This is a genomic window from Akkermansiaceae bacterium (genome assembly GCA_017798145.1).
Taxonomy (GTDB): Bacteria; Verrucomicrobiota; Verrucomicrobiia; order Verrucomicrobiales; family Akkermansiaceae; genus Luteolibacter.
The window spans coordinates 527,065-551,192 of record CP059069.1; the positions used below are offsets into that span (position 1 = coordinate 527,065).

Consider the following 24,128-nt stretch of genomic DNA (forward strand, 5'->3'; position numbering starts at 1 on the left):
GCCGGATCCGCGTGATCCGGCGGGTAGCTGGTTTTTATAGGTGTCCAATGCTTTCTTGGCAAAGATGCAAAGAACGCTACGCTCGCTATTAAATGAGGGCTGACCAAATCATGAAGATACTCCCCGTCGCACCTGTCCTACTCTGTGCAATCATCTCTTTCCCGCTGTTTCCAACGGGCGCATTAGCTGCCGGAACGACACCTTCATGGCAGGAGATCGGGCCACTGAACATGCCCAGCTTTGAACCGAGCCAAGGGCGGGTCAATGCGGTTGCCTTTGACCCGGGCAACGCCAATCGCTTTTTCGTTGGAGCGGCCACCGGTGGCGTATGGCGCACCACCGATGGAGGGGCGAACTATACGCCAGTCAGTGATAACCTACCCAATCCAGGAGTGAGTTCCCTTGTGGTGGACTACTCAAATGCCAATAGAATCTATCTCGCCACTGGCGACGCGGACGGTTCCGCTGTTTATAGCATTGGTGTGTGGAAATCGGACGACGGCGGCGGCACATGGGTTGCGACTGGGCTCACCTTTCCCGCCACGGGATTTACCAGAATTTATAAACTCATCCAACATCCGACAGCCCCGAATACTCTCTTTGCGGCAACCAGCGCCGGCCTCTATACGACCGCCAATGGCGGCACCACCTGGACCAATTCGCTAAGCGCTTACAAGCTCTATGACCTCGAATTTAAGCCGGGAACTCCGAGCGTGTTCTACGCCTGTGGCTCCGACGCCGGGGGCGGGAGGTTTCTCCGCTCTACGGACACGGGAGCCACCTGGAGTGTCATCGCCACTGGTCTGCCTGCCTCAACGGGTGTGGGGCGTTGCGCGATCGCACCTACGTCAGCAGCCCCCGGCACCATTTATTTCCTGAGTTCCGGGACTTCAAGCTATTATGGCCTATGGCGCTCGCAGGATTCCGGACTTTCCTTCTCTCAGATGTCAGGCAGCGGTGCTTCCAATGTGTTTTCCGGAGTGTCTTCATACAAATGCACCCTCACTGTCGCGCCCGATGCCGCCGATGAGGTGTATGTGGCGGGTACGACTCCTTTCAAGTCTGAGGATGGTGGTTCGACTTGGACTGAAATCCGCAATGATGCCGCTTTTGCGATGGTCTGCCATGTTGATTTTCATGCTATGGAATGGCGGGGCGCTGATCTCTATGTCGGTACGGATGGAGGGCTGCACAGAACTGCCAATCGAGGGATCAACTGGACCGATCTGAGCGCCCGGCTAGGCATTGCACAAATCTATGCTTTCGGTCAGACCGAAGCCACCGCAGCTCTCGTCTACACGGGACAGCAAGATGATGGGCTCAACCGCTGGAACGGTTCATCATGGGCGCATGTGCAGGTTGGCGACTGGGGGCGGAGTGTCATACATCCGTTTCAGGCGTCGATTGGATACGCCTTCGTTCAGTCCAGCCTGAGAAAGACCACCGATGGATGGAGTTCCAGTCAGGCCCTTACGATCACCTCGACTGAGTCCGGACCATTTGTGAATACCTCACTCGTCATGGATCCGCTTGTGCCTGAGACGCTCTATGCTGGCTTGCAGAATGTCTGGAAAACCACCGACGAAGGGGTCACCTGGAGCAAGGTCTCCACCTTCGGATCAGGTACGGTGTCCTCTCTTGCCGTGGCGTCTTCCAACCCGAAATATATTTACGCCAGCACCAGCACGGGTGACCTATGGGTCACACAAAACGGAGGTGTTAGCTGGACGAATACGCGTGCCCACGGACTCCCCTCCTCGGGAGGGCGTGCACTCAGACAAATCGCCATCAGCCCGGTTGACCCAAGCACAGCATACCTCTCAACCGACGGCTATGGCACAGGGCCGCGCATCTACCGCACCACCAGCGCTGGGGGAACCTGGTCTGATTATTCCGGCTCCCTGCCCGCAGTTCCCGTGCGCAGTGTCGCAGCAGCGGATGGTAACAAAGCAGGGGTCTATGCCGGCACCAGCCTCGGCGTCTATTACCGGAGTTCGTTACTTTCAGATTGGATTCCCTTCAACACAGGGATGCCAAACACCTTCATCTCCGATCTACAAATTCACAGGGGCTCCCAAAAACTACGAGCCGGGACGTATGGTCGCGGTCTTTGGGAGTCGTCGATAGTCGAAGTCCCGCCCATAGTCACAACGGGGAACGTGATGTCTTTCATTGCTGCCGCATCAGAGAACTGCGATAGCTTGGCGAGCGTGACGGCAAGCGTTTCTGACGGATACAGCGTGGTGGACACGACGATCTTCGACAGTGCAACTGCCTCCTTCCATCTCGCCCATGCTTCCTACGCCCCGCAGTCGATTGCGTTGAATGCCGAGTATGTGCCGACTGCCACCTCCAACCTGCAGTTTCGCAGCCGCCTCGGGTTGGCGACCCCAACCCAGATAATTCATGTTCAGGCATCGACTGATGGCGGCGTCTCATGGACGGACATTTATACGCAAAGCGGCAGCGGGACATCGGGTGAGAGTTCATTCAATACGCGAAACGTATCGCTGGCGGCCTATGAAGGATCGGTCATCAGGTTGCGTTTCACATACAGCGTATCCGGCAGCTACTATCCCCAAACCAGCAACGGGATCGGCTGGCATTTTGACTCTGTCAGTTTCACCGATACCTCTCAGATCACCGCAACCAACCCTTCTGCCACTGTCGTGAACGGTTCCGTCAATCCGAACGGAATGGCATCGACAGCATGGTTTGAATTTGGCACCACAAGATCTTATGACACACGGAGTGCCATACGGAATATAGGGAGTGCCGCCTCTGCCGCTCCGATCACGGAAACATTAACCGGTTTACTTCCTGACACGACCTACCATTACCGCGTTGTATCCGTTAATCCAGATGGCACCAGCCAAGGGCAGGACCGGACATTCGTCACGGGTGGCGCAACAGCCTTTTATGTGTGGGCAAGCGCTAATGGGGTATCTAACGATCCAAATGCAATCGGTGCCAATGGCATCAAGAACCTCCTCAACTTCGCTTTCGGAGTGGATCCGGTGAATGGCGATGGCGGCGGCCTGGAATACACCGGCACCTTTGCCGGAGGCGGGACGATCAAGGCTACCGGTCAACCTATAACGCTCTATGCGGGAGCCGACTTCCGCACCATCTTTGTCCGGCGCAAAGACTACAATGTGGCCGGACTGACTTACACCGTGCAGTTCAGCGCAAATTTGAGCATGTGGGAGGATGGTGGCGTGCCAACCGTGCTTGCAGATAACGGCATCTATGAAATCGTAAGCATTGGGTATCCGCCGCTCGTCGACGGTCTGCCACCCCACTTTTTCCGACTCAAGGTTAGCGTTACGCCGTGAGAAGGAGGGCTTGAATTTCTTTTGTAGCAAATACGTATCACCGCACACTTTGGCAATCCCAGCTGGGATCTGAGTGAGACTCTGCCGAGGGAACAAGGGGGATGACCTCGTGTCGGCGAATGGCGTCGGTGTCGGTCATGGGCAGAAATGATTTGGGTGGGGGTCGTGCTGCGGCAAGCCGGGTGCGAACAATGAGAGAAGCAGGACAGTGGTGCCTGCTTCCAGGTTCGCCAACGGAATTACGTCCCGCTCCGCGTCATAATGAATTGAAAGGAACCGTGGGTTTCTTCCCTCAACACCAACCCCAATACTGACACTATGAATCCAACACCACACACCAACCAAACCCTCCTCGAAGGCATCTGCCGACGCGGAGTCCTTGTCGCAACATCCGTCCGTTACTGGCGGGGTTGCAAGCGGCTCAATCCCGAAGACCTCGGCCTTGATCCCGCGCACGTTTCCGACCGGCTCATCCAGCTCGGTCACAAACGCCTGATCCCCCGTGATGCGCTCTCGGCCTTCGCCCTGATCGAGTCCCGGACAAACGCCTCCGTGGAGTCTTCGAGCTTTCCCTTCCTGGGAGGCATCGGACGCTTCGTGCCGAACCCCCGGCTCGGCGACCTCACCGACAAGCTCAACCAGCTCCGTGAGGAGTTCCGCGAGGCCACGCTCGACTTCGTCGCAGGTTACGCACCCCTGCGTGATGCCGCGATGGAGGAGTGGCGCGAAGCCGCCCAGCACCTCAACGGAAGTGCAGAGCGCCTGATCGCAACCATCGAGCAGTCGTTCCCGCCCGCCGGGGAGATCGCCAAGCGCTTCGCCTTCGAGACACGCTTGTTCCAGATTGCCGCCCCCGACCACATCCGCCTGGAAGTGGCCGACGGCATGGAGCGGCTTGAAGTCGCCGACGACCGCCGCCGCATTGCGGAGGAGGCATCGCGCCGCCTTCAGTCCGACCTCGACGGCTTCATCCGCGAGAGCGTCGCCTCGATGCGTGAGGAAACCGCCCGGCTCGCCGGAGAGGTTCTCGCCACCATCGACGGATCGGAGAACGGAGTCCACCAGCGCACGCTGAACAGGCTCACCACGTTCATCGACAGCTTCCGTTCGTTGAACTTCGCCGGAGACCAGCAGCTGGAGCAAACGCTCGAACGCTTCCGCCGCGACCTGCTCACCCGCAGCGCGGAGGACTACCGCAACGACAGTGCGGCGATGGGCAGCCTCACCCAAGGGCTCGCCCGCCTCCGCGAAAACGCCGTCCAGCTCGCCCGCAGCGACGCCCGCGAACTCGTCTCCCGCTTCGGACAGATGGGATCGCGCAGGCTCGCAGCGGTGAGCTGAGACTGGCACCACTACTGGCAGCCCGGTGGAAGTTTGATCTTCCGCCGGGTTGCCTCTACTTTCGATCCAACCCCAACATGGAGACCACACCCCATGCCCTACATCCGCAAAACATCCCGCAAACCCGGACGCCACTTCGTCACCCTGGACCGCCTCACAGAGGCCAACTGGCAGGTGACCGTGGAAATGGACAAGCTCGGTCTCTGGTGCGACGAACTCTATGAGATCGACGTATGGCTCGTGCCCGTTTCCTTCTGCTGCTACGGCTGGTTCCAACCGGAGGGCGACATCTACATCCCGGCTGTGACCGGAGCCAACCTATCCGATTTCATCACCAGCCATCACACACGCCTTACCGACGTCCTGCGCCACGAGTGGTCGCATGCGCTGGCCGACCGCCGGCCGGAGCTGGTCGATAGCAAACGCTTCGTCCGCACTTTCGGCGGCGACTACGATTCGCGCCACCCCGTCCGGGATCACGACCCGGATCACCACCTGACGCCCTATGCCGCCACAAGCCCTTGCGAGGACTTTGCGGAAACCTTCCACTACTACATCCGGCACAAGGGAAGGCTGCCGCTGCGCCTCGCCAACAAGACTAAGATCGCCCGCAAGTGGGAGTTCATCGAGTGGATGGCGGGTAGGATTTCTAAAGCAATCTGATACTGTTCGCCCCGGCCGACAGGATCGCCCAAACTCCACATCATGAAATGCCTCACTTGGAACCTCGAATGGACGAACCCGGCCAGCCGCCGGGCAAGTTTGATCAATGAACTCATCTCCGGGATCGATCCGGACGTCATCTGCTACACGGAGGTCAACAAGGACATGGTGCCAGCAGGGCACATCATCGAGGCCGATGCCGATTATGGCTATCCAATGAAACCTGGTCGCAGAAAGGTTCTGCTCTGGAGCAAGTATCCCTGGACGCAACCCGATGCCTACGGGGATGACGAGTTGCCGAGCGGAAGGTTTGCCATGGGCGTGTGTAGAGGGATCCGCTTCGTCGGAGTCTGCATTCCTTGGCGTGATGCCCATGTGAAGACAGGGCGGCGCGACCGTGCCCCTTGGGAGGATCACATTTCCTATTGCGCAGGCCTCGGGCGCATCCTCCGGCAGCATGCCGCCGATGCGGAGCCGCTCTGCGTTTTGGGGGACTACAACCAACGAATCCCCAGGGTCAGCCAGCCGATAAATGTCGCCCAGGCTCTTGCCGAGGAGATTCCGGATGATTTTCGGATAGCTACAGCCGGTGCAACCGACCTCGAAGGCCTGAACCTCATCGACCACATCACCGTATCAGCGGGACTTGAAATCTCGGTCACCGGATTTCTGCCGAGAACCTCCGAAGACGGAACCCACCTTTCCGACCATTCGGGAGTCGTGGCAGAACTCCAAGCCCTCGACTGAGCCATCGTCCAGCGGATCAAATCCGCGAGCCTCTACGGCCTCATTTCCGAGCCCGCCCGGTCACCAACCCGGCGGGCTTTTTCGTGCCGTAGTTGCGGCATCTCCATTTCCCCAGCCAGCCCACTACACCTCCCGTCACATTACTCCGCCCCAACCAGCCTGAATTTTAAACCACCACCAATCCCACCACCAATCCCACCACCTCCAACGAAACCACCCGACCCAACCCCACTGCCAAAACACAACGACTCATCCGCACGAAGGGCGGCTCCATACCGGGGCCGCCCTTTGTGCGTTTCCAGCAAAACAACAACCAACCAAATACGAACAACCACATGTCACACTTCACCACCATCCAGACCCAGATCCGGGATCTTGAAGCCTTGCGCGACGCATCCGTCGAACTCGGCCTCCAGCTCCTGGCTGATACCCAGTGCCGGGGCTACGCCGGCATTACCCGTCCCGCACCGCACGTCATCAAGCTCAAGGGCCCGTATGACATCGCTGTCGAGCCGGACAAGGAGAACCCCGGCTGCTACGGCCTCACCACCGACTGGTGGGATGGGCACGTCGCCAAGGAAGTCGGCACCGGCTACAGCCGCCTGCTGCAATCCTACGGCGTCCACAAGACCATGCGCGAGGCCGCCACACGCGGGCTGCGCCACACCCGCAGGATCGAGGCCGACGGCACCGTCCTGCTCACCCTGGAAGGAGGTTCGCTATGAGCCGCAAGATCCTTGTCCGTGTTTCCCCAGCCGGGGAGATCAGCGTCGAGGCCGAGGGCTTCCAGGGAAAAGGCTGCGAGGCCGCCACCAAGGCGATCGAGGACGCACTCGGGAAACCCCAGGCGCGCACCCGCAAGCCGCAGTTCTGGCGACCCCAGTTCCTCCGCAACGAACAACAGCTAGGAGGCGAGGGATGAAATCCACCCTCCGCTTCAACCCCGGCGGTCACATCGACTGCCTCTACACCGAAGCGATCGATCTCCGTGCGCTCGGGCGACTTCATGTCGTCCGGGCCACGGACATCCGTTTCTGTGAAAAGACCCAACTGTGGAAAGTCCGCTGTGCCTCGTCCGGCCAGCTCCTCCACAGCGATCCCTCCCGCGAGGCATGCCTCGTCTGGGAACATGAAAACCTCGGCCCACCCAATCCGGAACCACCGAGACCCACCGGCACACTGCCAAACCTCAGACCGGTCACAGGCCGGCTCTGACAACCAAGAACCAATCCAAACTTATGAACCTCACCACCTACCTCCGCGCCGGATACCCCGGCCTCGCCATCATCAGTTCCGAGGAAGCTCGTGCCGAAGCGGAAATCGCCAACGCATGCACTTCCCTGAAACGCAAACTCCTCGCCTGGTCCTCCACGGAGGGTCTTGCCGATGTTAAGGAAGGGCGCGTCACCCCGTGCCCCGACCCACTCGATGCCTTCCAGCTTCTGGACGGCGTCTTCGCCTCGGACAAGCCACGCCACGTCGTGCTGCTCCGGGATCTCCAACTCCACCTCGACCAGAGCGACCCCATGCTCGTGCGCCGCATCAAGGACGCACTGCGCATCGCCAAGGCCAACGGCCACACCATCGTCCTGCTCGGCTGCCGTTTGAAACTGCCCGCCGAACTCGAACACGAGATCACCCACGTTGATTTCGACCTGCCCGACCCGGCGGGGCTTCACACCGTGCTCGATGGCATCATCAAGTCGGCGAAGCTAAAGAATGTCCACGAGGTGATGCGGGAGGCAGCCGTCCAGGCAGCCCTCGGCCTCACCACCACGGAAGCGGAGAACGCGTTCGCCCTGTCGGTCATAGAGACCAATGGGATCGACCACCGCATCATCTCCCGTGAAAAGGCGAACACGCTGAAACGAAACGGCCTCGTCGAGGTCGTCGGGAACGCCACCTCCCTGGAGGACATCGGCGGACTCGGCCTGCTCAAGGAATGGCTGCAACGCCGCTCCGGTGCATTCAGCGAATCCGCGAAAGCCTACGGGCTGCCCGCACCGAAAGGATTACTCATCGTCGGCATCCCCGGCACCGGGAAATCGCTCACCGCGAAAGCCACCGCCGGAGCATTCGGCCTGCCGTTGCTGCGCCTCGACATGGGGCGTGTGTTCGGTGGCATCGTCGGCCAGTCGGAAGCCAACCTCCGCTCCGTCATCCAGACCGCCGAGGCCATCGCCCCGTGCGTGCTGTGGATCGATGAAATAGAAAAAGGCTTCTCCGGAAGCTCTTCGAGCGGCAGCACCGATGGCGGCACCTCCTCCCGTGTCTTCGGCTCGTTTTTGAGTTGGATGCAGGAGAAGACCAAGGCGGTGTTCGTCGTGGCGACGGCGAATGATGTTTCCAAGCTCCCGCCCGAGTTCCTGCGCAAGGGAAGGTTCGACGAAATGTTCTTCGTAGATTTACCCGACGCCTTCGAGCGTGCGCAGATCTGGGACATCGTCATCGCCCGGCACAAGCGCAAGCCAACCGACTTCGACACCGTCGTCCTCGCCCGCGCCTGCGAGCAGTTCACCGGGGCGGAGATCGAGGCCGTGTTCATCGACGCCATGCACGAGGCCTATGCCGAAGGCGAGGAACCCAAGCCCAAGCACATCCTCGAAGCCATCAACGGCACCGTCCCCCTGGCGCAGCTCATGGACGGCAAGATCGCCGCGTTGAGACATTGGGCGAAAGGCCGTGCCCGTGAGGCAGCGAGCCGGAGCAACACCACGTCGTCGGCATCCTACCGCCCCAACAGACGGATGTCCGGGATGAACTGACCCGCGCCGTAGCTGTGGCATCCTGCCGCATGCCCCATAATATCCCTGCCAGGGAGAGTTCCATCCTCTCTCTGGCAGCATGCCTTTCCCTCTCAAAACTCCCGCACCCAACCCTTCCTAACTCCCCGCCACCCATCCCTCAAGAGCGCTCGGCAGCGCGGCTTACAAAGCCGTGATCCTCACCTCCCACCTCACTCGATACCTCCAGCGGTAGTCTGAACACAAGCGCCGTTGAACGAAACAGCTGGGGTGCACCCGAAAGGCCGCCCCAAGTCGCTTGTGCGGGGAAAGAAAAACGGTAAAAGAGCAAAAGGTTAAAGGGTAAAACGACGCCTTCTGGTCAGCAACGCGCTAGCTGACAATACCGTCAAAAGTAATGCCGACGGCTCGGGGACACTGGCGACGCGGAACCCCACGTAGTCGAGCTCGTTCGGGGGCGTGTTGACGTTGCTTTTGGACGCGGGCAGGGAGTCGGAGTTGTTGGCCCACGAACCGCCCCGCATCCCGCGCGTCGAACCAAAGACCACCGCATCGTTCCATTCAAACACGTTCCCCGCTTGGTCGTTCGTTCCATACGCGCTCTCCGAATTCGGGCCATACGCACCGACATCCGTCAGATAGTTCTGGCTGCTGCTGTAGCTACCGCTCTGCGTCACCGCAAAATCCGTGCTATCGAAGTAATTCGCCGCGCCTGCCGCGCCGACGGTGTTGCTGTTGATCGTATTGCTCTGCGTAGCCTGCGCCCAGTAGCCGCCCACTCCGGGACCGCCCTTGTTCGGATCATAATACGCCGCCTTATACCACTCGTTTTCCGAAGGGAGCCACACCGTGGCTCCCACGTTCTTCGAGGACCCCACGCCGCTGGTCGCGCCGTTGAGCGTGTAGGCTCCGTCTTCCGTGGTGGATGCGTTCTGCGCTCCCGTCGTCTGGCCGTTGTGCAGCCAGTTGGTGAAACGCGCCGCATCGAACCAGCTCACGTAGGTGATGGGGCGGTTCCCGCTGCCGAGCACGGTGTAGGAATAATCTCCCGATGTGCCGATGCGCTGGATGCCCGAAATGTTCGCGTTCGTCTGCATGGAAGTGTTGTAAAGCGCGTAGGTGTCCGTTTTGGCCACGGCGTTGAGGAACGCGGCATACTGCGAGATGGTCGTCTCGTTCTTCGAAATCTTGTATTCATAGCCAACCGCGCCGTAAAGACCGCCGGTCGCCGCGTCGTTCGCGTTGTTGATGTCACCGACGGTGACGTAGTCTATGCTGACAACGGCGAAGGCCGGAGTTCCAAGGGCGATGCCAGCCAGAACGGCGAGCCTGCGGGAGGGAATAATAGGGAGTTTCATAAAGAAGGGCTACAAGTGACCCTCTAGAAAACAGAAAACGTGCCGGATCACAAGAGATTTAGAGGGGCGTTTTTGAGGCTGAAGGCCTGCCCACCGAAGACGGCACGATGCCCAATTTCCCCTGCATGACAGACCCGCCCCGCACGACGTGCACAAGCGCGGCGCGGGTCACGACAAGGCCGCCACGGACTCCCTGGAGAAGGGAACCCGTGGCGGCCATTTCTTTTCCAACCCCTCTCACCACGAGAACCAAACCAACAACCAACCCCAATCCATACCAAAAAATGAACATCAGCATCACCAGCACGTCCCTCCATTTCCGCGAGGGCAACTCAGACAAGGAATACCACGTCGCCGTCGAGCCGGAGGGCGAGGGCTACATCGTCACCTACGCCTATGGCCGCAGGGGCTCAACCCTCACCACCGGTAGGAAGACCCAGCACATCGTCACGCTCACCGAAGCGAACAAAATCCACGACCAGCTCGTCCGCCAGAAGACCGCGAAAGGCTACCGCCCCGCCGGGGAGTCCCGCCAGCCCGACCGCACCAGCACAACCGACGGACAGGACAGCGGCATCCGCTGCCAGCTCCTCAACCCTGTTGACGAATCCGAACTCGACCGGCTCCTCGGCAGCGATGCCATCTGCCTCCAGGAAAAGTTCGACGGACGCCGCCTCATGGTTCGCAAACGCGGGGACGAGATCACCGGTATCAACCGCCGTGGACTCATCATCCCCATCCCGGAACCCATCCGCCACGCCTTGAAAGAACTCCCCGTGGATGTCCTCATCGACGGCGAGGCGGTCGGCGACACCCTCCACGCCTTCGACCTCCTTGAGGTGAAAGGCCACGACATCCGGGGCAACGCCTACCTGTCACGCTTCGCCGGGCTGCTCACCCTCCTCGATCCCGAACACAAGCACCTCCGCCCCGTGAACACCCACATGGAGGCTGAGGAGAAACGCGCCATGTTCGAGACCTTCCGCCGATGCGGCAGCGAGGGGGTCGTCTTTAAGGAGATCGACGCACCGTTCAGCCCCGGCCGCCCGAACTCCGGTGGTAGACACCTGAAGTTTAAGTTCGTCGAGAGCGCCTCGTTCATCGTCACCGGGCACAACGCCAAGCGCAGCGTCACCCTCGGCCTGCTCGCGGAGGACGGCGGAGGCATCGTCCCCGCAGGCAAGGTCACCATCCCACCGAACCACCGGATCCCGGCAGTCGGTGCCGTCGCGGATTGTCGCTTCCTCTACGCCTTCCGGGAAAGCGGCAGCATCTACCAGCCTGTCTATCTTGGCGAACGGGAGGACATCCCCGCCGAGGACTGCACCACCGCTCAGCTGAAATACAAAGCCGAGCCAATGCAGGTAGCCGCCTGATCCCAAACCTTCCGGCAAGGACCCACGAGGCAAGCCCGAGTCGCACGACATCATGTAGCGCGACCGGGGTAACACCGGCCGCCATGGAGAATCCTGATGAAGGAAATGCTCCATGGCGGCTTCTTTTTAGACCCGAGGTAGGCATGTGCCCTGCTTCTCGTATCAGTTCCATGAGGCGCTCACTACCAAAGGCGGCCCGGAAAGTAAGATTCTCGTCCGGTTATAATTATGGCAAGAATCTCCAGCTTTGCTCAATGAATGATTGTGAATTGCGTGGTGCGCGGAAGTTTGCAAGCATTCCTCCCGATGTCCGATGACGAGTATTACTCCCCTACGCCTTCTTCGTCGAAAGGCCTTTTTCCGACGACACGGTGGACCATCGTCCGGAATCTTTCGGATGGCGAACGGCGGATCAGATTTCCCGCTTGGGATGAGTTTGTCACCTCCTACCGCAAGCCGCTGGAATACTGGCTAGTCGCCCGCTGCCGGGATCCTCACTTGTCGGAGGAATTGGTGCAGTCATTCCTGGCCAAGATGTCGAGCCATGAGCACGCTCTGAACTCGCTGGATCCATCCAAAGGGAGGCTCCGTTCCTGGTTGCTGGTCTGCCTCAAGCGCCATTGGCTGGATAACCTGCCGAAGTCTTTCGACGAACTGCCTGATGGATATGCGGATGCCGATGTGAAACCGGATGAGGACTTCGACGGTGTGTGGGCAAGGAGCGTCGCGCAACGTGTCGTCCGGCAACTTCGGTCCGAGTATGCATCGCGTAAAAGAGTCGATCTTTTCGACGCACTGCTCGGCGTGATCGACGGGGCGGCGATTGAGGAACGCACCGCCCTCCATGTGCGTTTCGGAATGACGGCGAACACCTTCGACCAAGCCCTGGCACGCCTTCGCGAGCGCCTCGCGCTGCGCCTGAGGGAGGAAGTCGCCGCCACATTGGTTGACGGACAGGATAGCGATGTGGATGACGAACTTCGTCACCTGATCCTCGTCCTCGGCCGCAACGGAGGCTTTGCACCGGAGTCTGCTGGCGCGGAAACATGAATAATCCCTGTCAGGTTTCTGCCGATTGAGCGTTCTTACCAGACAGGTCGCAACTATGACCGGAGAACCCATACCAGAACTTTCAGAACAAACCCTCGCAGGATTCTTCCGCGAAGCTTTGCGTGCTGGTAACCGGGCACCTCGCCCCACGCCACCGGAATGGCTGCAGGACGACGACTTCCCCTACGTGGTCGGTCGTTTCGTCGGACGCGGCGGATCGGGTATGGTGTGGAAGGCCGAGGGGCGCGGGGGCGGCGGGACGGTCGCCCTGAAGCTGGTTTCTTTCCGTGGTGATCGCCGGATCAGGCTGCGCTGGGAGAACGAATGCGATGCGCTGTCCCGTGTTGACCATCCGAACCTCGTGAAACTCATCGACTTCGGCCTGGCTCCCGATCTCGATGCCGGTTGGGTGACGCTGGAGTGGATCGAGGGCTCGGATCTCGCTACCGTGCTCGGGGATAGAGGAAGCCTTCCCGTCGCGGAGGCAGTGGAATTTACCAAGCAGATCGTTGCGGCGCTTTCGGCACTCCATGGCGCGGGGCTATTGCACCGCGATATCAAGCCGGGGAACATCCTTTTTGAAGAATCCTCCAAACGCTGGGTTTTGGCGGATTTTGGCCTCGCTTATGACCTCGGTCAGGACGCCGAGGCAAGGGTCACCCGGACACTGGAAACGCCAGCCACACCCGGCTATGCCGCCCCCGAGAGGGATCAGCCAGGCGGACATTCCGATACCAGAGGCGATCAGTATTCGCTAGCCTTCACCATTTGGGAAATGCTCGCTGGCAGCCGCCCGGCGGGTTCGTTCCCCATGCTGCACACCCTATGCCGCTGTCCGGTGGGAGTGGATCATGTGCTCCGGAAAGCACTCTCAACCCATCCCAAAGATCGCTACAGTGATCTGCGTGGATTCGAGCGGGCATTCCTGAGAGCCGTCCGCCGTCCACCTTGGATCAGACCGCTCCTTTTGGTCATCTCCTTGGCCGCTATAACGGCGATCCTGTATCTCGGACTTAGGCCCGAACCTTTCCCAAGGGAATTTCACAGCGGACCTCTCACCGTCACCGAAGGACGGGAGCACTACATGGAGATCGATCTGACTCTGGAGGAAAGCGGCGAATTTCTCGCCGTCGTCCACACAAGGAGCGGGGATCCGTTCTTCGGCTTCACCGGAAAAGCTCGCCTTATCTGGCGGGATGGTGATGGGAATGTCCTCAAAACGCAGGACAGCAATCCGCTTGGTGTGAACGGCCGGTTCATCCCCGGCACACCCCATGAGCGCATTGATTATTGGAGCGACAGCCTCCCGCCGGAAATGGCTACCAAAGTCGAACGCGTCGATTTCCGCGCCAACCCCGGCGGAATCAGCAAGGAAGCCCGGGACAAGGCGAACATCGAAGGAGCCAAAAAGGATCTGCAAAAGGCGAAGGAAGGCTTGGGGAAAGCATGGGAGAGTTTGAGGGCTGAGTGAACATCCCAGTATCCCGTTGATTCGAAGTCTCGACGTTTTAGAGACTCTAGATTGCTCCGGAAATTTCAATGCAGAGATATCGAGCAGAATTGGCTCTGCTGAATTTGGATGATCTTTTTTTAGACCTGCTGTCACGTTTTGGAATTTGGGTCGTTTCACCTGATGAAATTCCAAAATGAAAACACAAAAGATATCCATTGAACTGCCAGGGACTCCGAAGTTTGTGCCGCCTCTCATTGGTGGTGATGCCGAATTTAAGGGCCACGGGCCTGACGTTCATGTTTCAGCGCGGCTTCGCGTGCGGAATGGGAATGAGTTGTGGGCGACGATCACGATGCACGCCAAGGAAACGAAGAAAGACTACACGGAGGTCAGTGGTTCTGCCGACTATCTGATGTGGAAACAGGAGGGCGGAGCGATTCTCCGCATCGTCTCCGATTCGTTCTCCGAGTGCCGGTATAGAGACACGGATCATGACGATGATGTTCTTGTAATGGGTGCGGGTGAGCTAGTCAGGGAGTTCCGTTGCGTCGGAGACACGAAGGGCAAGGAAGCAGGCTCCAGAACGGGCGTGACCGTGACATTCAATCCAGTGGTGATCGATGTCGTATCGCCGGAGTGATTTTTTAAACCACATGGAATTATGAGTAAGGATACGAGTAATCTAGCACAGGGCTACAATAACTTCGAGCACCATGAGATTGCGGAAAAAGCTTGGGCATTGGTGGTTAAGCGGGTGAGGTTCTTCTTGCTTCCCTCCGCGTTGATTCTTGCCTTTGCCGGATGGGGCACGTGGTCACTTCGGCAATCGACCGAGTCGATCAAGGGGATTGAGACTAACATCAAGAGCATCGAGGAAAACATTAAGAGTGCTGAAGAAGCGACAAGTGCTCAAGTCGTGCGAGTTAAGAAGCTGGCGGACGAGGCCGAAGCGCAAATGCCGGATGTTGCAGCTTTGAACGACGCCTCGGAAAGGCAGAAGAGTGAGTTTAACAGACTTCTGGACGCTCATAAGTCTTTAAATATGGCCTTGTTACAGCTCGCAGAGGTGTCGAACGATCCAGAGCTTCGAACTAGCCTCGAGGCTGCACAAGAGGCGATGGAGACCCTCCAGAAGGAGGTGAATCTATTTTTCTGCAAGCTCGGGAATGTGCACGAAGGCAAATCTGGCGACCTTTCGTGGACTGAAGAGCTTTTTGCAAGTGAGGGCGGATGGGACGATGTAGGGCCTCCGAAAGAAGGCGATATAATCCGTGCCAATACCGATGTCTATATTCGAGAGGGCTTTCCCGTCCGCCGGGACACGGGATTATATCTACGCCCTGTTAGAGGAGTCATCAAAGAGGGTAGCACCTTGGTCGTCCGATCCGTTAAGCCACATAAAGTCCGTGATGAGACTCATTATTGGATCTCATTTTCGCCCGACTCTCTAACCGAACCAGATCCGGAGACGCACGAATGAACCCCATCATCTACGTACGCGGCTATGCGGGAACCGGGTCGGCGGTGGAGCGGGCGGTGGAGTCGCCCTATTGCGGCTTCAATGACGGCAGCAGTAAGGTCCGGGTCGAGCCGGACGGCTCGCCAGCGCTGCAGCTTTTCGAGAGTCCGCTGGTGCGATTGATGAAAGAACACGGCTACGAGGATTTCTTCGTCCGTGTGATCGGTGATCGGGTTGAGGTGCTGCGTGGGGGATCGAGATCGAAGGTCACGGAGCGGTCGCTCTGGGTTTTCCGATACTACGATGAAGCTTCCTCAGAGGTGGACTCTGGGAACCGGAAGAGAATCGAGGATCTGGCGTCGGATCTTGGAAGGGTGGTCGAGTTTGTGCGTGATGAGACGGGAGCTGCGAAGGCGGATCTGGTAGCGCATTCGATGGGCGGGCTGGTGGCCCGCAGTCTGATCCAGAGGAACTGGACGAAGACGGCGCATCAGAAAATCGGCAAGCTCTTCACCTACGGGACACCCCATGGCGGCATTCATTTCCGTGACGGGCTGGGTTTGTTGGAGCGTGTCCGTGATCTGGTGGGACCCAACGAGGCGGATAGCTTCGGGCCGAAACGGATGCGGGCGTTCCTGCAGCTGCCGGGAGTGCGGGAAGAGGACTTGAATACCCTCGGCGGCGCGAGCTTCCCTGTGGAGCGGTGTTTTTCGTTGATCGGGACGAATCATAAGGATTACGAGCTGGCGATGAGCCGGAAGGCTGTGGGTCCCGGCAGCGATGGCTTGGTGATGTGTAAGCACGCCTACATCCACGGTTCTTCGCGTGCCTACGTGCATCGCGCTCACAGCGGGCCTTACGGCTTGGTAAATTCGGAGGAGGGCTACCAGAACTTGCAGCGCTTTCTCTTCGGCGACACGGCGGTGGCGGTGAGGCTTCGTGGATTGAAGATCGATAAAAAGCGCCTGCTCGCTGGTGACAATCGTCTGAAACTCACTTCGCTGCTGATCGAAGCAAAGGTTTCGATCCGCGGGGTGCCGGTGGTAATGCACCGCCATGAGAAGGAACTCGGCTCTGGCTTACCCGTTTCGGAGAGGGATTTGAACAGGGGCGAGACGATCTTCCGGACTTTCCTGATGAAAGGGATGCGTCCAGCGGACGAGGGCGACGGGATGTCCTGGTTCCGGATCCAGTTTCGCATCGTGCCGGTGATCTTCCGAGATGGCTGGCTATGGAACGACACCGCGTTTGACGGCGAGGCGCTGTATGAGGCGGCCATTCAGATCGGAGCGGGTGATGTGGTGGATGGAAGGCGGAGAGTCGCGTGGAGCTGGGGAAGTTTTTCACGAGGCGGGAGCGAGGAGGCGTGGATCGAAGCGGGCAAGGACGTCCATCGGATCCCTCTGCCGCCGGACGGAGGACCGCTGCTTGGCGGGGAGTTGGAATTTGAGATCGAACCTTGGGTATGAGCAAAACGAAAAATCAAATAGCGCATCAGGCGTTGAAGGGGTCAGTGCTTCACTACCTGCGTCAGCATGGGGTTGGAGCAGTGCAGCGAACTCGCCCGTATCTTGACTGGTGTGAGAGACGTGAGTGTAACGATGTATTTCCATTTCAACGAACATCCGAGGCGCTACCCGGGCGTCAGATTATCGTTGATGGTGCGGATCATCTGGGTCCGATCCTGAACTTCAGTTCACAGGACTACCTCGGATTGGCGAGTGATCCACGAATGGGGGAGGCTGCCGCGCGGGCGGTTCGTGATTTTGGTGTGCACAGCGCGGGTTCCCCGGCTTTCTGTGGCAGCACGCGGATATCGCGGGACCTTGAGGCGATGATTGCCGAGATCGTCGGTGGTGAGGAGGCGATGGTCTATGCCACAGGTTGGGCGGCGGGATATGGGGTGTTGGTCGGAATGATCCGTGAGGACGATGTGTTGCTAATGGACGCTCTGTCTCACAACTGCATTCAGGAAGGGGCGCGAGCCTGTGGTGCGGAAGTGCGGAAGTTTCGACATAACGATCTTGATCAGGTCTCGGAGATGCTTGCGGAGATTCGCGCTGAGCGACCGGATCGCGGTATTTTCGTGGTGGCTGAGAGTCTCTATTCGATGGATAGCGACTCACCTGATCTTGGGGTTCTTCTTGACCTGTGCGAAAAACATCAGGCGATTTCCATTCTCGATGTGGCCCATGATTTCGGGAGTATGGGAAACCATGGACGCGGGCTACTCGACAGTGTGGAAGGGCGCTTGCCGGACGTTGTCCTAGGTTCATTCAGCAAAACCTTTGCAGCGAATGGTGGCTTCGCAGTAGGGAAGAGGGAGGTGATTCACTATCTCCGGTTCTATGCTCCTTCGAGCCTCTTCAGCAACGCCATCTCTCCGATGCAGAGCGGTGTGGCGATGGAGGCTTTCCGGATTGCGTTTTCGGATGAGGGAGAAGAGCTGCGGGAGTTGCTGAATACTCGTGTCAATCTCCTGCGGAACGCGATGAACGAGAAAGGACTGCAGGTCCATGGGGATGCCTCACCGATCTGTCCTGTCTTCGTTGGCGACGAGGGCTTGGCGCGACTGACCTCGAAGCACGTGGCCGAACTAGGCATGGCAGCCAACCTCGTCGAGTTCCCGGCAGTAGCACGCGGCAAGGCAAGGTTCCGTTTCCAAGTGATGGCGAGTCATGAGGAGGGAGATGTGCGGAGGGCTGCGGAAATCATGGCGGAAGCAAAACGAAGAGCGGAGGAGGAACTGAATGGAGCTGAAGCCGACTGAATTATTCCCCAGTGTCCGTCTTGTGAAAAACCAAGAGGACTGGAAGGAAGCTATGATCGTCCGCCAAAAGGGCTATCGACGCTACTTCTCCAAAGTGGAGGAAGTGATCGATTGCTTCGATACGGCCGATCATTCCGCGTTGTTACTCGCGCGATGTCCCGAGGGTAATCCTGTCGGCACGATCCGGGTTCTGGATCGTTCGCGTGGTGAGATCGAACTTGATCGCTTTGTCGATGTGGAGCAAGTGGCTGGTCTCGATGCGGGACGCATGGTTGAGGCGACGCGGCTTTCGGTGCCCGCCGGACCTTGGGCACGGATGACGAAACTACTTCTCTGGAAGGCAGTCATGGAACATGGCCGCCGGGTCGAAGCTCGAAGGCTCGTGGTTTGGGTTCGAAAGGGAGCCGCCCGCGACTACCGCTTTCTATTGTTCGACAAGGTGCCAGGCGAGTTGGGTTTCAAGCATCATACGCTGGGGGGGCACCATCATCAGATCCTGTGGACGGATCTGGCGGACGTTGACGAACGCTTCGAAGCGGCTGGGCATCCTTTGCATGGGTTCATGTTTCGCGAATCTCATTCGGAATATCTACCATGAAATCAGTAAATTGGACTCAATATGCGCAGGTGTATGATCTCATGACGGAGGTCAATCCCGCCTATCAGGAACTCCTTGGTGAGTTCGAAACGTTCCTTGGCAAGAGCGGGTTGCAGGCAGGGCAAGTGCTGGCAGATCTCGGAGCCGGGACTGGCAATTTTTCAACGCTGGCTGCTCGCTCGATTTCCGGTCTTGAGGTCATCCATATTGATGGAGATCCCATGATGAACGCTTTGGCAAAGACCAAGGATGGAGGTGGGAAAATGCGGATTCAAGAGGGAGATCTTGCCGAACTGAATATTGGGAAAGCCGCTTACGATGCGGTGGTTTCGGTACATGCGCTTTACACGCTTTCACAGCCAAAGGAGTTTCTAGCGAAGATCGCCAAGGGTTTGAAGCCAGGAGGAAAGGCGTTCCTATGTGATCTGGGAAGAGTTCTGGATATCGCTGACTGGCGAAGGTTCCTGATGCGCAAGCTGATCGAGGAAAGAGGCTTGCTTCAAGCAGGAGCCATTGCGTGGCGTGGACGGAAAGTAGCATCTGAGAATCGACGAATCGCGAGTTGCCAAATTGATGGGCGCTATTGGACGCATTCACATGAGGAGTTCAGAGAAGCTGTCGAACAGGCCGGGATGAATATTCTGGAAAGTCGCGAAGCGTATCGTGGCTACAGCGACCTGGTGATTGCGGAGAGGAGAGAGAGATGAGAGGTGGCATGCCGTGGCTCATCACACGCCGGATGGCTGGCGCACATCTGGGGAAAGTCGTGGCGGCGGGTGTGGGAGTGACGGCGGGGTTCGTGCTGGCGCTAGCGCAGGTGGGCATGATGCTGGGGTGGATCGAGACTTCGACACTGGGAGTCAGTCGCGCCGAGGCAGACCTCTGGGTGGTGGGTGAGAAATCGCCGGCCTTCGATTACGGAAGTCCTATTCCCAGACAAAGACTCTATCAGGCGCGCTCGGTGGAGGGTGTGGCTTGGGCGGAGCCGCTCTTCATGGCGTGGACGGTGTGGAAGAGGCCGGATGGGCGGCAGGTGAACATCGAGATGGTGGGCGTGGACCGCGGGCTGGTTGGTGGCCCTGAGAGGATGGAAGCGGGAAGGCTGAGGGATGTGATGCGGGAGAAGTCAGTGGTGGTGGATGCGATGTATCTTGATCTGTTGGGCGTGGAGAAGGTCGGCGACCGACACGAGATTCAGGGTAGGCGGGCGGATGTGGTGGGGATCAGTGAAGGGGTGCGGACTTTCACGGCATCGCCTTTTGTTTTCACCTCGATCGAGGATGCGATCCGATACGACCAGCGCTACAGGCACGATGAGATCACCTACGTGATGGTGAAATGTGAGCCTGGTGTGGCGGTGGACGTGGTGGCAGAGCGGTTGCGGCGCATGCTGCCTTCCGGCGAGGTGCTGACTGCTGAGGCGTTCCGTCTTCGTTCGGCGCGGTATTGGATGGTGGAAACAGGGATCGGTTTCTCCGTGGTGGTGACGGCGCTGCTGGGTGTGGTGATCGGTGGGTTGGTGGTCAGTCAGACGCTTTTCGGATTATTGCAGGATCACCGTCCGCATTATGCGACGATGCTGGCACTGGGTTTCCGTGAGCGAACGCTGGCGATGGTGGTGATGTTTCAGGCAGTGGGGCTGTGGGTGGTGGGCGCGGTGGGTGGCCTGGGGGTTTTCCTGGCCTTGAAGGTGGTGGCGGAGTCGTCGCCGGTGCCGCTGCGGATGACTTTTCCGGTTCTGGCGGGATTGTGGTTGGTGCAGTTGGCGACCTGCCTGGGGGCTGGCAAGTGGGTGCTTGCGAAGGTGCGAAAACTGGATCCTGTAACGGTTTTTTCCTGATGAGTGCTGCCCTGAAATGCGAATCAATCCGCCATGCCTACGGTGCCGGACCGGAGGTGCTGCGCGGTGTGGATCTCAACGTGGAGGAATCGGAGGCGGTGGTGTTGGTCGGTCCGAGTGGTTCGGGCAAGACCACCTTGCTCAGTATCGCGGGTTGTCTGCTGACGCCGAGCGAAGGAGTCCTGCAGGTAGGTGGTGCCGTGGCACAGCCCAACAATCTTTTGGAGATGAGGAGAGAGCGGATTGGCTTCGTTTTTCAGCACGCACAGCTGCTGCCTTTTTTAAGCGTGAGGGAGAATCTGGAAGTGGTGGCGGCGAATCTAGGTGGAAGGAGTAAGGAGGCAACGGGTCGAATCCCGGATCTACTGGATCGACTGGGGATGGCGGAGCACGAAGGTAAGAAGGCATCCGTCCTTAGCGGTGGCCAGCGGCAGCGGGTCTCGGTGGCGCGGGCGCTACTGGGTAGACCGAAGTTGATCCTGGCGGACGAGCCGACGGCGGCGCTCGGCTGGGACCTGGGCCGAGTGGTGCTGGAACTGCTGATCGGCTCATGTCGCGAGGAAGGCTGCGGATTGCTAGTGGTGACTCATGACACCCGGCTGCTTCCGGATTTCGACCGGGTGGTGGGGATCGAGGACGGGCAGTTACAGGAGGTGAAACCATGAATATGACAATCGTGAAAAGATTGATCCTTGGTGTTGCGTGGATTTGGATTTGCTCCGGCTGCAGCGAGGAGCGGAGCAAAGAGAATTTCGAGACGCAGGTGAGTCAGGTCCACGCTCCTGGATACGTGGAGCCTGAGGGACGGATGAGGCGTTTGTCGTTTGCCGACAGTGGCGTTATCGGCATCCTGAAGGTTGACGTTGGTGATATGATCCAGAAGGGCGAGATTCTCGCTCAACTTGAATCGGCTGTCGAGGAGGCACGCGTGGAAGAGAGTCGGGCTGCTTTGAGTAGGGCGGAGGCTAAGCTGGCGCTCCTGCAAGCCGGGGCACATCCGCAGCGGATCAAGGCTTTGCGCGCGGAAGTCGAGGAAGCTCGGGCGGATTATCAATACCGTGAAGACGAGGCCGAGAGGTTGGAGAGCCTTTTCGCCGAGGATGGGATCTCTCTGAAGGAGATGGATCTGGCTCGTCACGAGGTGCTGCTTGCCAGCGCCCGGCTGGAGAAATGCCGCGCGAGATTGGAAGAAGCATTGAACATGGTAAGGTCGGAGGATCTTGCCGTGGCCCAGGCCGATGTCACAGCCGAGAAGGTTGCGCTGAAGCTGGCAGAGGAGCAATTGGAGCGCAGGGCGCTGCGGGCTCCAAGTGCCGGACGAGTCCTCGAGGTTTTTCTTCGCGAAGGTGAGCGGACGGAAAATGGGCCGATGATTCTTTTCGCGCCGGAGGGACCGTTGATGGTCCGGGCGGAGGTGGATGAGGGTTTCGTTGGACTGGTGCGGCCTGGCCAGCGGGCCTCGGTGATGATGCCCGGCTCGGATGGAGCGAACGTCCAGGGAGTGGTGTCAAAGGTGAAGCCTGTGATGGGTGAAAAGCGCGTCTTCACCCGTGAGGCCCACGAGAGGCTGGATATTCAGGTTTTCGAGGTTTTTGTGGAACTGCCAGATTCGGAGGTCAACAAGTGGCAGTTTGGCATGGAGGTCGAGGTTGTTATCGAGATTGGGGGGGCGTCATGAAGCTCCGGTTTTTCCCATTGGTCTTGTGCTTGGCTTCGGGTTGCACTCTCGGGCCGGATCCTGAGGCAGCCAATCCGGAGCTTCCGGAAAACCTCCGATCACTTGATCCTGGAAACGGCAATGGCTTCGGCGATTCGCCTTGGCGACATCTTGTGAAGGATCGTGACCTCCGAAGGTTGGTCGAAATGGCACTGTCAGAAAACGCCGACCTGAAAGTTGCGCAGGCGCGAGTGCAGCGAGCGAGAGTGAGAGCGGGGATTGCATCGTCGCAGCGTTTTGCACGGCTGGACGGAGTGACGAGCGGAGCTGTATCCCGGCAGAACGAGGAGGAGAATCCGTTTCGCAGCCTGGTCAATCCGGACCGCTCGCCGATGGGATTCGGTCTGGAATACTCGTGGGAGATCGACTGGTGGGGAGGGAAACGAAGGAGACAACAGGCGGCTGGTTTTGAGGCGAATGCCAAAGAATGGGACAGGGCGGCACTGCAAACCGAAGTCGTGGCAGCGGTAGTCGGCGAGGCTTTGGAGATTCAATGCCTATTTCATCAGGTTGAGACCATGGAGCGCATCGTTGATCTTGAAACACAGTCGCTCGGCTGGATGCGCAATCGCCTGGATCGAGGTGAAGAGGTGAGGAGTAAGTTTCTCGACGCGGAGCGTCGGTTAGCTGAGAACAAGCTGGAGGCGGAGAAATACCGCGAACGTTTGGGAATTGCCCAGCGTGCCTTGTCCGAATGGTGTGGACGTGAAAAAGTGTCGATAGATTTTCTTCGTGGAAATCAGGATATGGTTAGCCAAGGCCCGGGCGGGCCACTGCGAGCGGGCGTTGTCCTGCGCCGCCCCGATGTGGCGGCAGCGACCGCACGGTATCGGCGGGCGGTCGCCGCTATCGGCATCGCGGAGGCTTCCCGTTGGCCGGAGGTGCAGATCCTCGGCAGGTTCGGGCAAGTTTCATCCTCCTTCTCAGGCATATTCGAGAATGGTGCGACATCCTACGGACTTGGGCCGAGATTAATCCTACCGATTTTTGATGCTGGTGAAGGACGAATGCGTTCTGAAGAGGCGCTTGCAGCGGCAGAGGAAACGCATTCAGCATATGCCGGAGCCGTGCTCCGAGCATTGCGTGAAGTTGGCACCGCAGCGGACCGGTTGCAAAGTTCTCGCCGGATGCGGGAGGAGGCTGATCGATTGTATCGGATAGCTGGCGAGCAAGTGGCCACCGAAGAGCAGCGCGCCAAAGCGGGAGAGAGTAGCAAGGAGCCCACACGGCGTAGATCAATCGATGAGTGTCGCGCGGACATAGTCAGTCGGGAGATCCGGTGCAGAGAGGATGTCGCAACAACAGACCTCTACAGGGCGCTGGGTGGTGGGTGGAGATGATGAGAAGCTCCTGCCGAGCCACAGGAAAATCTGCGAACGACTCTGCGGATTTGTTAAAGCTAGACCCGCGAAAATTCGACTGCGATCACGAAAGCTCAACCCGCCCGGACGTGTCCACGCAGCCAAGAGCCTTTCAAGCCATTATCGCTTCAGCGGGATCTTTTTCTTGCCTGCGGTCTTACAACTTCAAGTAGGCTGTCTTGCGGCTGTTCGCATCGTGGCTATCAGCGAACGTTTAGAGCTTGGCCGGGTCGATCAGGGGGGCGATGATTTCAGGGGATGCTACGGCGGTTCCTCTCGATGAAAACGCGAGCGTAGCCAGTAGCCGTATTGTGAA

The 24,128-nt window shown here is 58.8% G+C and carries 22 protein-coding genes; 21 read left to right on the top strand and 1 reads right to left on the bottom strand.

Annotated elements, in window-relative coordinates:
• The first annotated feature begins 110 nt into the window (after positions 1-110).
• The 8 genes from HZ994_02220 (at position 111) to HZ994_02255 (ending at position 8,851) form a co-directional block, all read left to right on the top strand.
• A complete protein-coding gene (locus HZ994_02220) occupies positions 111-3,335 on the top strand; it encodes a hypothetical protein (protein ID QTN31190.1) in 3,225 nt (1,074 codons plus the stop codon).
• 318 nt (positions 3,336-3,653) lie between these two features.
• Entirely contained in the window at positions 3,654-4,676 is a 1,023-nt protein-coding gene (locus HZ994_02225; protein ID QTN31191.1) for a hypothetical protein, read from the top strand.
• Between the two features lie 93 nt (positions 4,677-4,769).
• On the top strand, positions 4,770-5,339 hold the full coding sequence (locus HZ994_02230; GenBank protein ID QTN31192.1) for a hypothetical protein: 570 nt from the start codon (positions 4,770-4,772) through the stop codon (positions 5,337-5,339).
• A gap of 42 nt (positions 5,340-5,381) precedes the next feature.
• A complete protein-coding gene (locus tag HZ994_02235; protein QTN31193.1) occupies positions 5,382-6,086 on the top strand; it encodes an endonuclease/exonuclease/phosphatase family protein in 705 nt (234 codons plus the stop codon).
• Between the two features lie 335 nt (positions 6,087-6,421).
• Entirely contained in the window at positions 6,422-6,811 is a 390-nt protein-coding gene (locus HZ994_02240; GenBank protein ID QTN31194.1) for a DUF1257 domain-containing protein, read from the top strand.
• Positions 6,808-7,008 (top strand): DUF2997 domain-containing protein, encoded by a 201-nt coding sequence (locus HZ994_02245; GenBank protein ID QTN31195.1) that lies wholly within the window; start codon positions 6,808-6,810, stop codon positions 7,006-7,008. The genes HZ994_02240 and HZ994_02245 overlap by 4 nt, the downstream gene beginning before the upstream one ends.
• Positions 7,005-7,301 carry a hypothetical protein gene (locus tag HZ994_02250; protein ID QTN31196.1) on the top strand — a complete coding sequence of 99 codons (297 nt, stop codon included), beginning with the start codon at positions 7,005-7,007 and terminating at the stop codon, positions 7,299-7,301. The genes HZ994_02245 and HZ994_02250 overlap by 4 nt, the downstream gene beginning before the upstream one ends.
• 23 nt (positions 7,302-7,324) lie before the next feature.
• Positions 7,325-8,851: an AAA family ATPase gene (locus tag HZ994_02255; GenBank protein ID QTN31197.1), complete on the top strand. Its 1,527-nt coding sequence runs from the start codon at positions 7,325-7,327 to the stop codon at positions 8,849-8,851.
• 314 nt (positions 8,852-9,165) lie between these two features.
• Here HZ994_02255 and HZ994_02260 read toward each other — a convergent pair whose 3' ends face one another.
• Positions 9,166-10,188, bottom strand: coding sequence for an SUMF1/EgtB/PvdO family nonheme iron enzyme (locus HZ994_02260; GenBank protein ID QTN31198.1), 1,023 nt, complete (start codon positions 10,186-10,188; stop codon positions 9,166-9,168).
• 284 nt (positions 10,189-10,472) lie between these two features.
• Between HZ994_02260 and HZ994_02265 the strand changes: the two genes are divergently transcribed.
• The 13 genes from HZ994_02265 (at position 10,473) to HZ994_02325 (ending at position 23,791) form a co-directional block, all read left to right on the top strand.
• Positions 10,473-11,564: a WGR domain-containing protein gene (locus tag HZ994_02265; protein QTN31199.1), complete on the top strand. Its 1,092-nt coding sequence runs from the start codon at positions 10,473-10,475 to the stop codon at positions 11,562-11,564.
• A gap of 306 nt (positions 11,565-11,870) precedes the next feature.
• A complete protein-coding gene (locus tag HZ994_02270; GenBank protein ID QTN31200.1) occupies positions 11,871-12,614 on the top strand; it encodes a sigma-70 family RNA polymerase sigma factor in 744 nt (247 codons plus the stop codon).
• A 55-nt stretch (positions 12,615-12,669) separates the two neighbouring features.
• On the top strand, positions 12,670-14,085 hold the full coding sequence (locus tag HZ994_02275; protein ID QTN31201.1) for a serine/threonine protein kinase: 1,416 nt from the start codon (positions 12,670-12,672) through the stop codon (positions 14,083-14,085).
• 175 nt (positions 14,086-14,260) lie between these two features.
• Positions 14,261-14,707: a hypothetical protein gene (locus HZ994_02280; GenBank protein ID QTN31202.1), complete on the top strand. Its 447-nt coding sequence runs from the start codon at positions 14,261-14,263 to the stop codon at positions 14,705-14,707.
• A 21-nt stretch (positions 14,708-14,728) separates the two neighbouring features.
• Entirely contained in the window at positions 14,729-15,547 is an 819-nt protein-coding gene (locus tag HZ994_02285) for a hypothetical protein (protein QTN31203.1), read from the top strand.
• Positions 15,544-16,995: a hypothetical protein gene (locus tag HZ994_02290; GenBank protein ID QTN31204.1), complete on the top strand. Its 1,452-nt coding sequence runs from the start codon at positions 15,544-15,546 to the stop codon at positions 16,993-16,995. The genes HZ994_02285 and HZ994_02290 overlap by 4 nt, the downstream gene beginning before the upstream one ends.
• Positions 16,992-18,296 carry a pyridoxal phosphate-dependent aminotransferase family protein gene (locus HZ994_02295; protein QTN31205.1) on the top strand — a complete coding sequence of 435 codons (1,305 nt, stop codon included), beginning with the start codon at positions 16,992-16,994 and terminating at the stop codon, positions 18,294-18,296. Before HZ994_02290 ends, HZ994_02295 begins: the two co-directional genes overlap by 4 nt.
• Before the next feature lie 22 nt (positions 18,297-18,318).
• Entirely contained in the window at positions 18,319-18,894 is a 576-nt protein-coding gene (locus HZ994_02300; GenBank protein QTN31206.1) for a hypothetical protein, read from the top strand.
• Positions 18,891-19,601, top strand: coding sequence for a class I SAM-dependent methyltransferase (locus tag HZ994_02305; GenBank protein QTN31207.1), 711 nt, complete (start codon positions 18,891-18,893; stop codon positions 19,599-19,601). The genes HZ994_02300 and HZ994_02305 overlap by 4 nt, the downstream gene beginning before the upstream one ends.
• A gap of 8 nt (positions 19,602-19,609) precedes the next feature.
• A complete protein-coding gene (locus tag HZ994_02310; protein ID QTN31208.1) occupies positions 19,610-20,734 on the top strand; it encodes an ABC transporter permease in 1,125 nt (374 codons plus the stop codon).
• Positions 20,734-21,399, top strand: a complete 666-nt coding sequence (locus tag HZ994_02315) for an ABC transporter ATP-binding protein (protein QTN31209.1) — start codon at positions 20,734-20,736, stop codon at positions 21,397-21,399. The genes HZ994_02310 and HZ994_02315 overlap by 1 nt, the downstream gene beginning before the upstream one ends.
• Positions 21,396-22,412 (top strand): efflux RND transporter periplasmic adaptor subunit, encoded by a 1,017-nt coding sequence (locus tag HZ994_02320; GenBank protein ID QTN31210.1) that lies wholly within the window; start codon positions 21,396-21,398, stop codon positions 22,410-22,412. Before HZ994_02315 ends, HZ994_02320 begins: the two co-directional genes overlap by 4 nt.
• Positions 22,413-22,597: 185 nt before the next feature.
• Positions 22,598-23,791, top strand: a complete 1,194-nt coding sequence (locus HZ994_02325; GenBank protein ID QTN31211.1) for a TolC family protein — start codon at positions 22,598-22,600, stop codon at positions 23,789-23,791.
• Positions 23,792-24,128: the final 337 nt, after the last annotated feature.

Bases quoted from the DNA above. Each gene is read 5' to 3' on its own strand.
- HZ994_02275 (QTN31201.1), top strand. From the start codon at position 12,670: ATGACCGGAGAACCCATACCAGAACTTTCAGAACAAACCCTCGCAGGA.
- HZ994_02290 (QTN31204.1), top strand. From the start codon at position 15,544: ATGAACCCCATCATCTACGTACGCGGCTATGCGGGAACCGGGTCGGCG.
- HZ994_02265 (QTN31199.1), top strand. From the start codon at position 10,473: ATGAACATCAGCATCACCAGCACGTCCCTCCATTTCCGCGAGGGCAAC.
- HZ994_02325 (QTN31211.1), top strand. From the start codon at position 22,598: ATGGCACTGTCAGAAAACGCCGACCTGAAAGTTGCGCAGGCGCGAGTG.
- HZ994_02220 (QTN31190.1), top strand. From the start codon at position 111: ATGAAGATACTCCCCGTCGCACCTGTCCTACTCTGTGCAATCATCTCT.
- HZ994_02250 (QTN31196.1), top strand. From the start codon at position 7,005: ATGAAATCCACCCTCCGCTTCAACCCCGGCGGTCACATCGACTGCCTC.
- HZ994_02260 (QTN31198.1), bottom strand. From the start codon at position 10,188: ATGAAACTCCCTATTATTCCCTCCCGCAGGCTCGCCGTTCTGGCTGGC.
- HZ994_02270 (QTN31200.1), top strand. From the start codon at position 11,871: ATGTCCGATGACGAGTATTACTCCCCTACGCCTTCTTCGTCGAAAGGC.
- HZ994_02285 (QTN31203.1), top strand. From the start codon at position 14,729: ATGAGTAAGGATACGAGTAATCTAGCACAGGGCTACAATAACTTCGAG.
- HZ994_02255 (QTN31197.1), top strand. From the start codon at position 7,325: ATGAACCTCACCACCTACCTCCGCGCCGGATACCCCGGCCTCGCCATC.
- HZ994_02320 (QTN31210.1), top strand. From the start codon at position 21,396: ATGAATATGACAATCGTGAAAAGATTGATCCTTGGTGTTGCGTGGATT.
- HZ994_02295 (QTN31205.1), top strand. From the start codon at position 16,992: ATGAGCAAAACGAAAAATCAAATAGCGCATCAGGCGTTGAAGGGGTCA.
- HZ994_02235 (QTN31193.1), top strand. From the start codon at position 5,382: ATGAAATGCCTCACTTGGAACCTCGAATGGACGAACCCGGCCAGCCGC.
- HZ994_02310 (QTN31208.1), top strand. From the start codon at position 19,610: ATGCCGTGGCTCATCACACGCCGGATGGCTGGCGCACATCTGGGGAAA.
- HZ994_02230 (QTN31192.1), top strand. From the start codon at position 4,770: ATGCCCTACATCCGCAAAACATCCCGCAAACCCGGACGCCACTTCGTC.
- HZ994_02305 (QTN31207.1), top strand. From the start codon at position 18,891: ATGAAATCAGTAAATTGGACTCAATATGCGCAGGTGTATGATCTCATG.
- HZ994_02225 (QTN31191.1), top strand. From the start codon at position 3,654: ATGAATCCAACACCACACACCAACCAAACCCTCCTCGAAGGCATCTGC.
- HZ994_02240 (QTN31194.1), top strand. From the start codon at position 6,422: ATGTCACACTTCACCACCATCCAGACCCAGATCCGGGATCTTGAAGCC.
- HZ994_02245 (QTN31195.1), top strand. From the start codon at position 6,808: ATGAGCCGCAAGATCCTTGTCCGTGTTTCCCCAGCCGGGGAGATCAGC.
- HZ994_02315 (QTN31209.1), top strand. From the start codon at position 20,734: ATGAGTGCTGCCCTGAAATGCGAATCAATCCGCCATGCCTACGGTGCC.
- HZ994_02280 (QTN31202.1), top strand. From the start codon at position 14,261: ATGAAAACACAAAAGATATCCATTGAACTGCCAGGGACTCCGAAGTTT.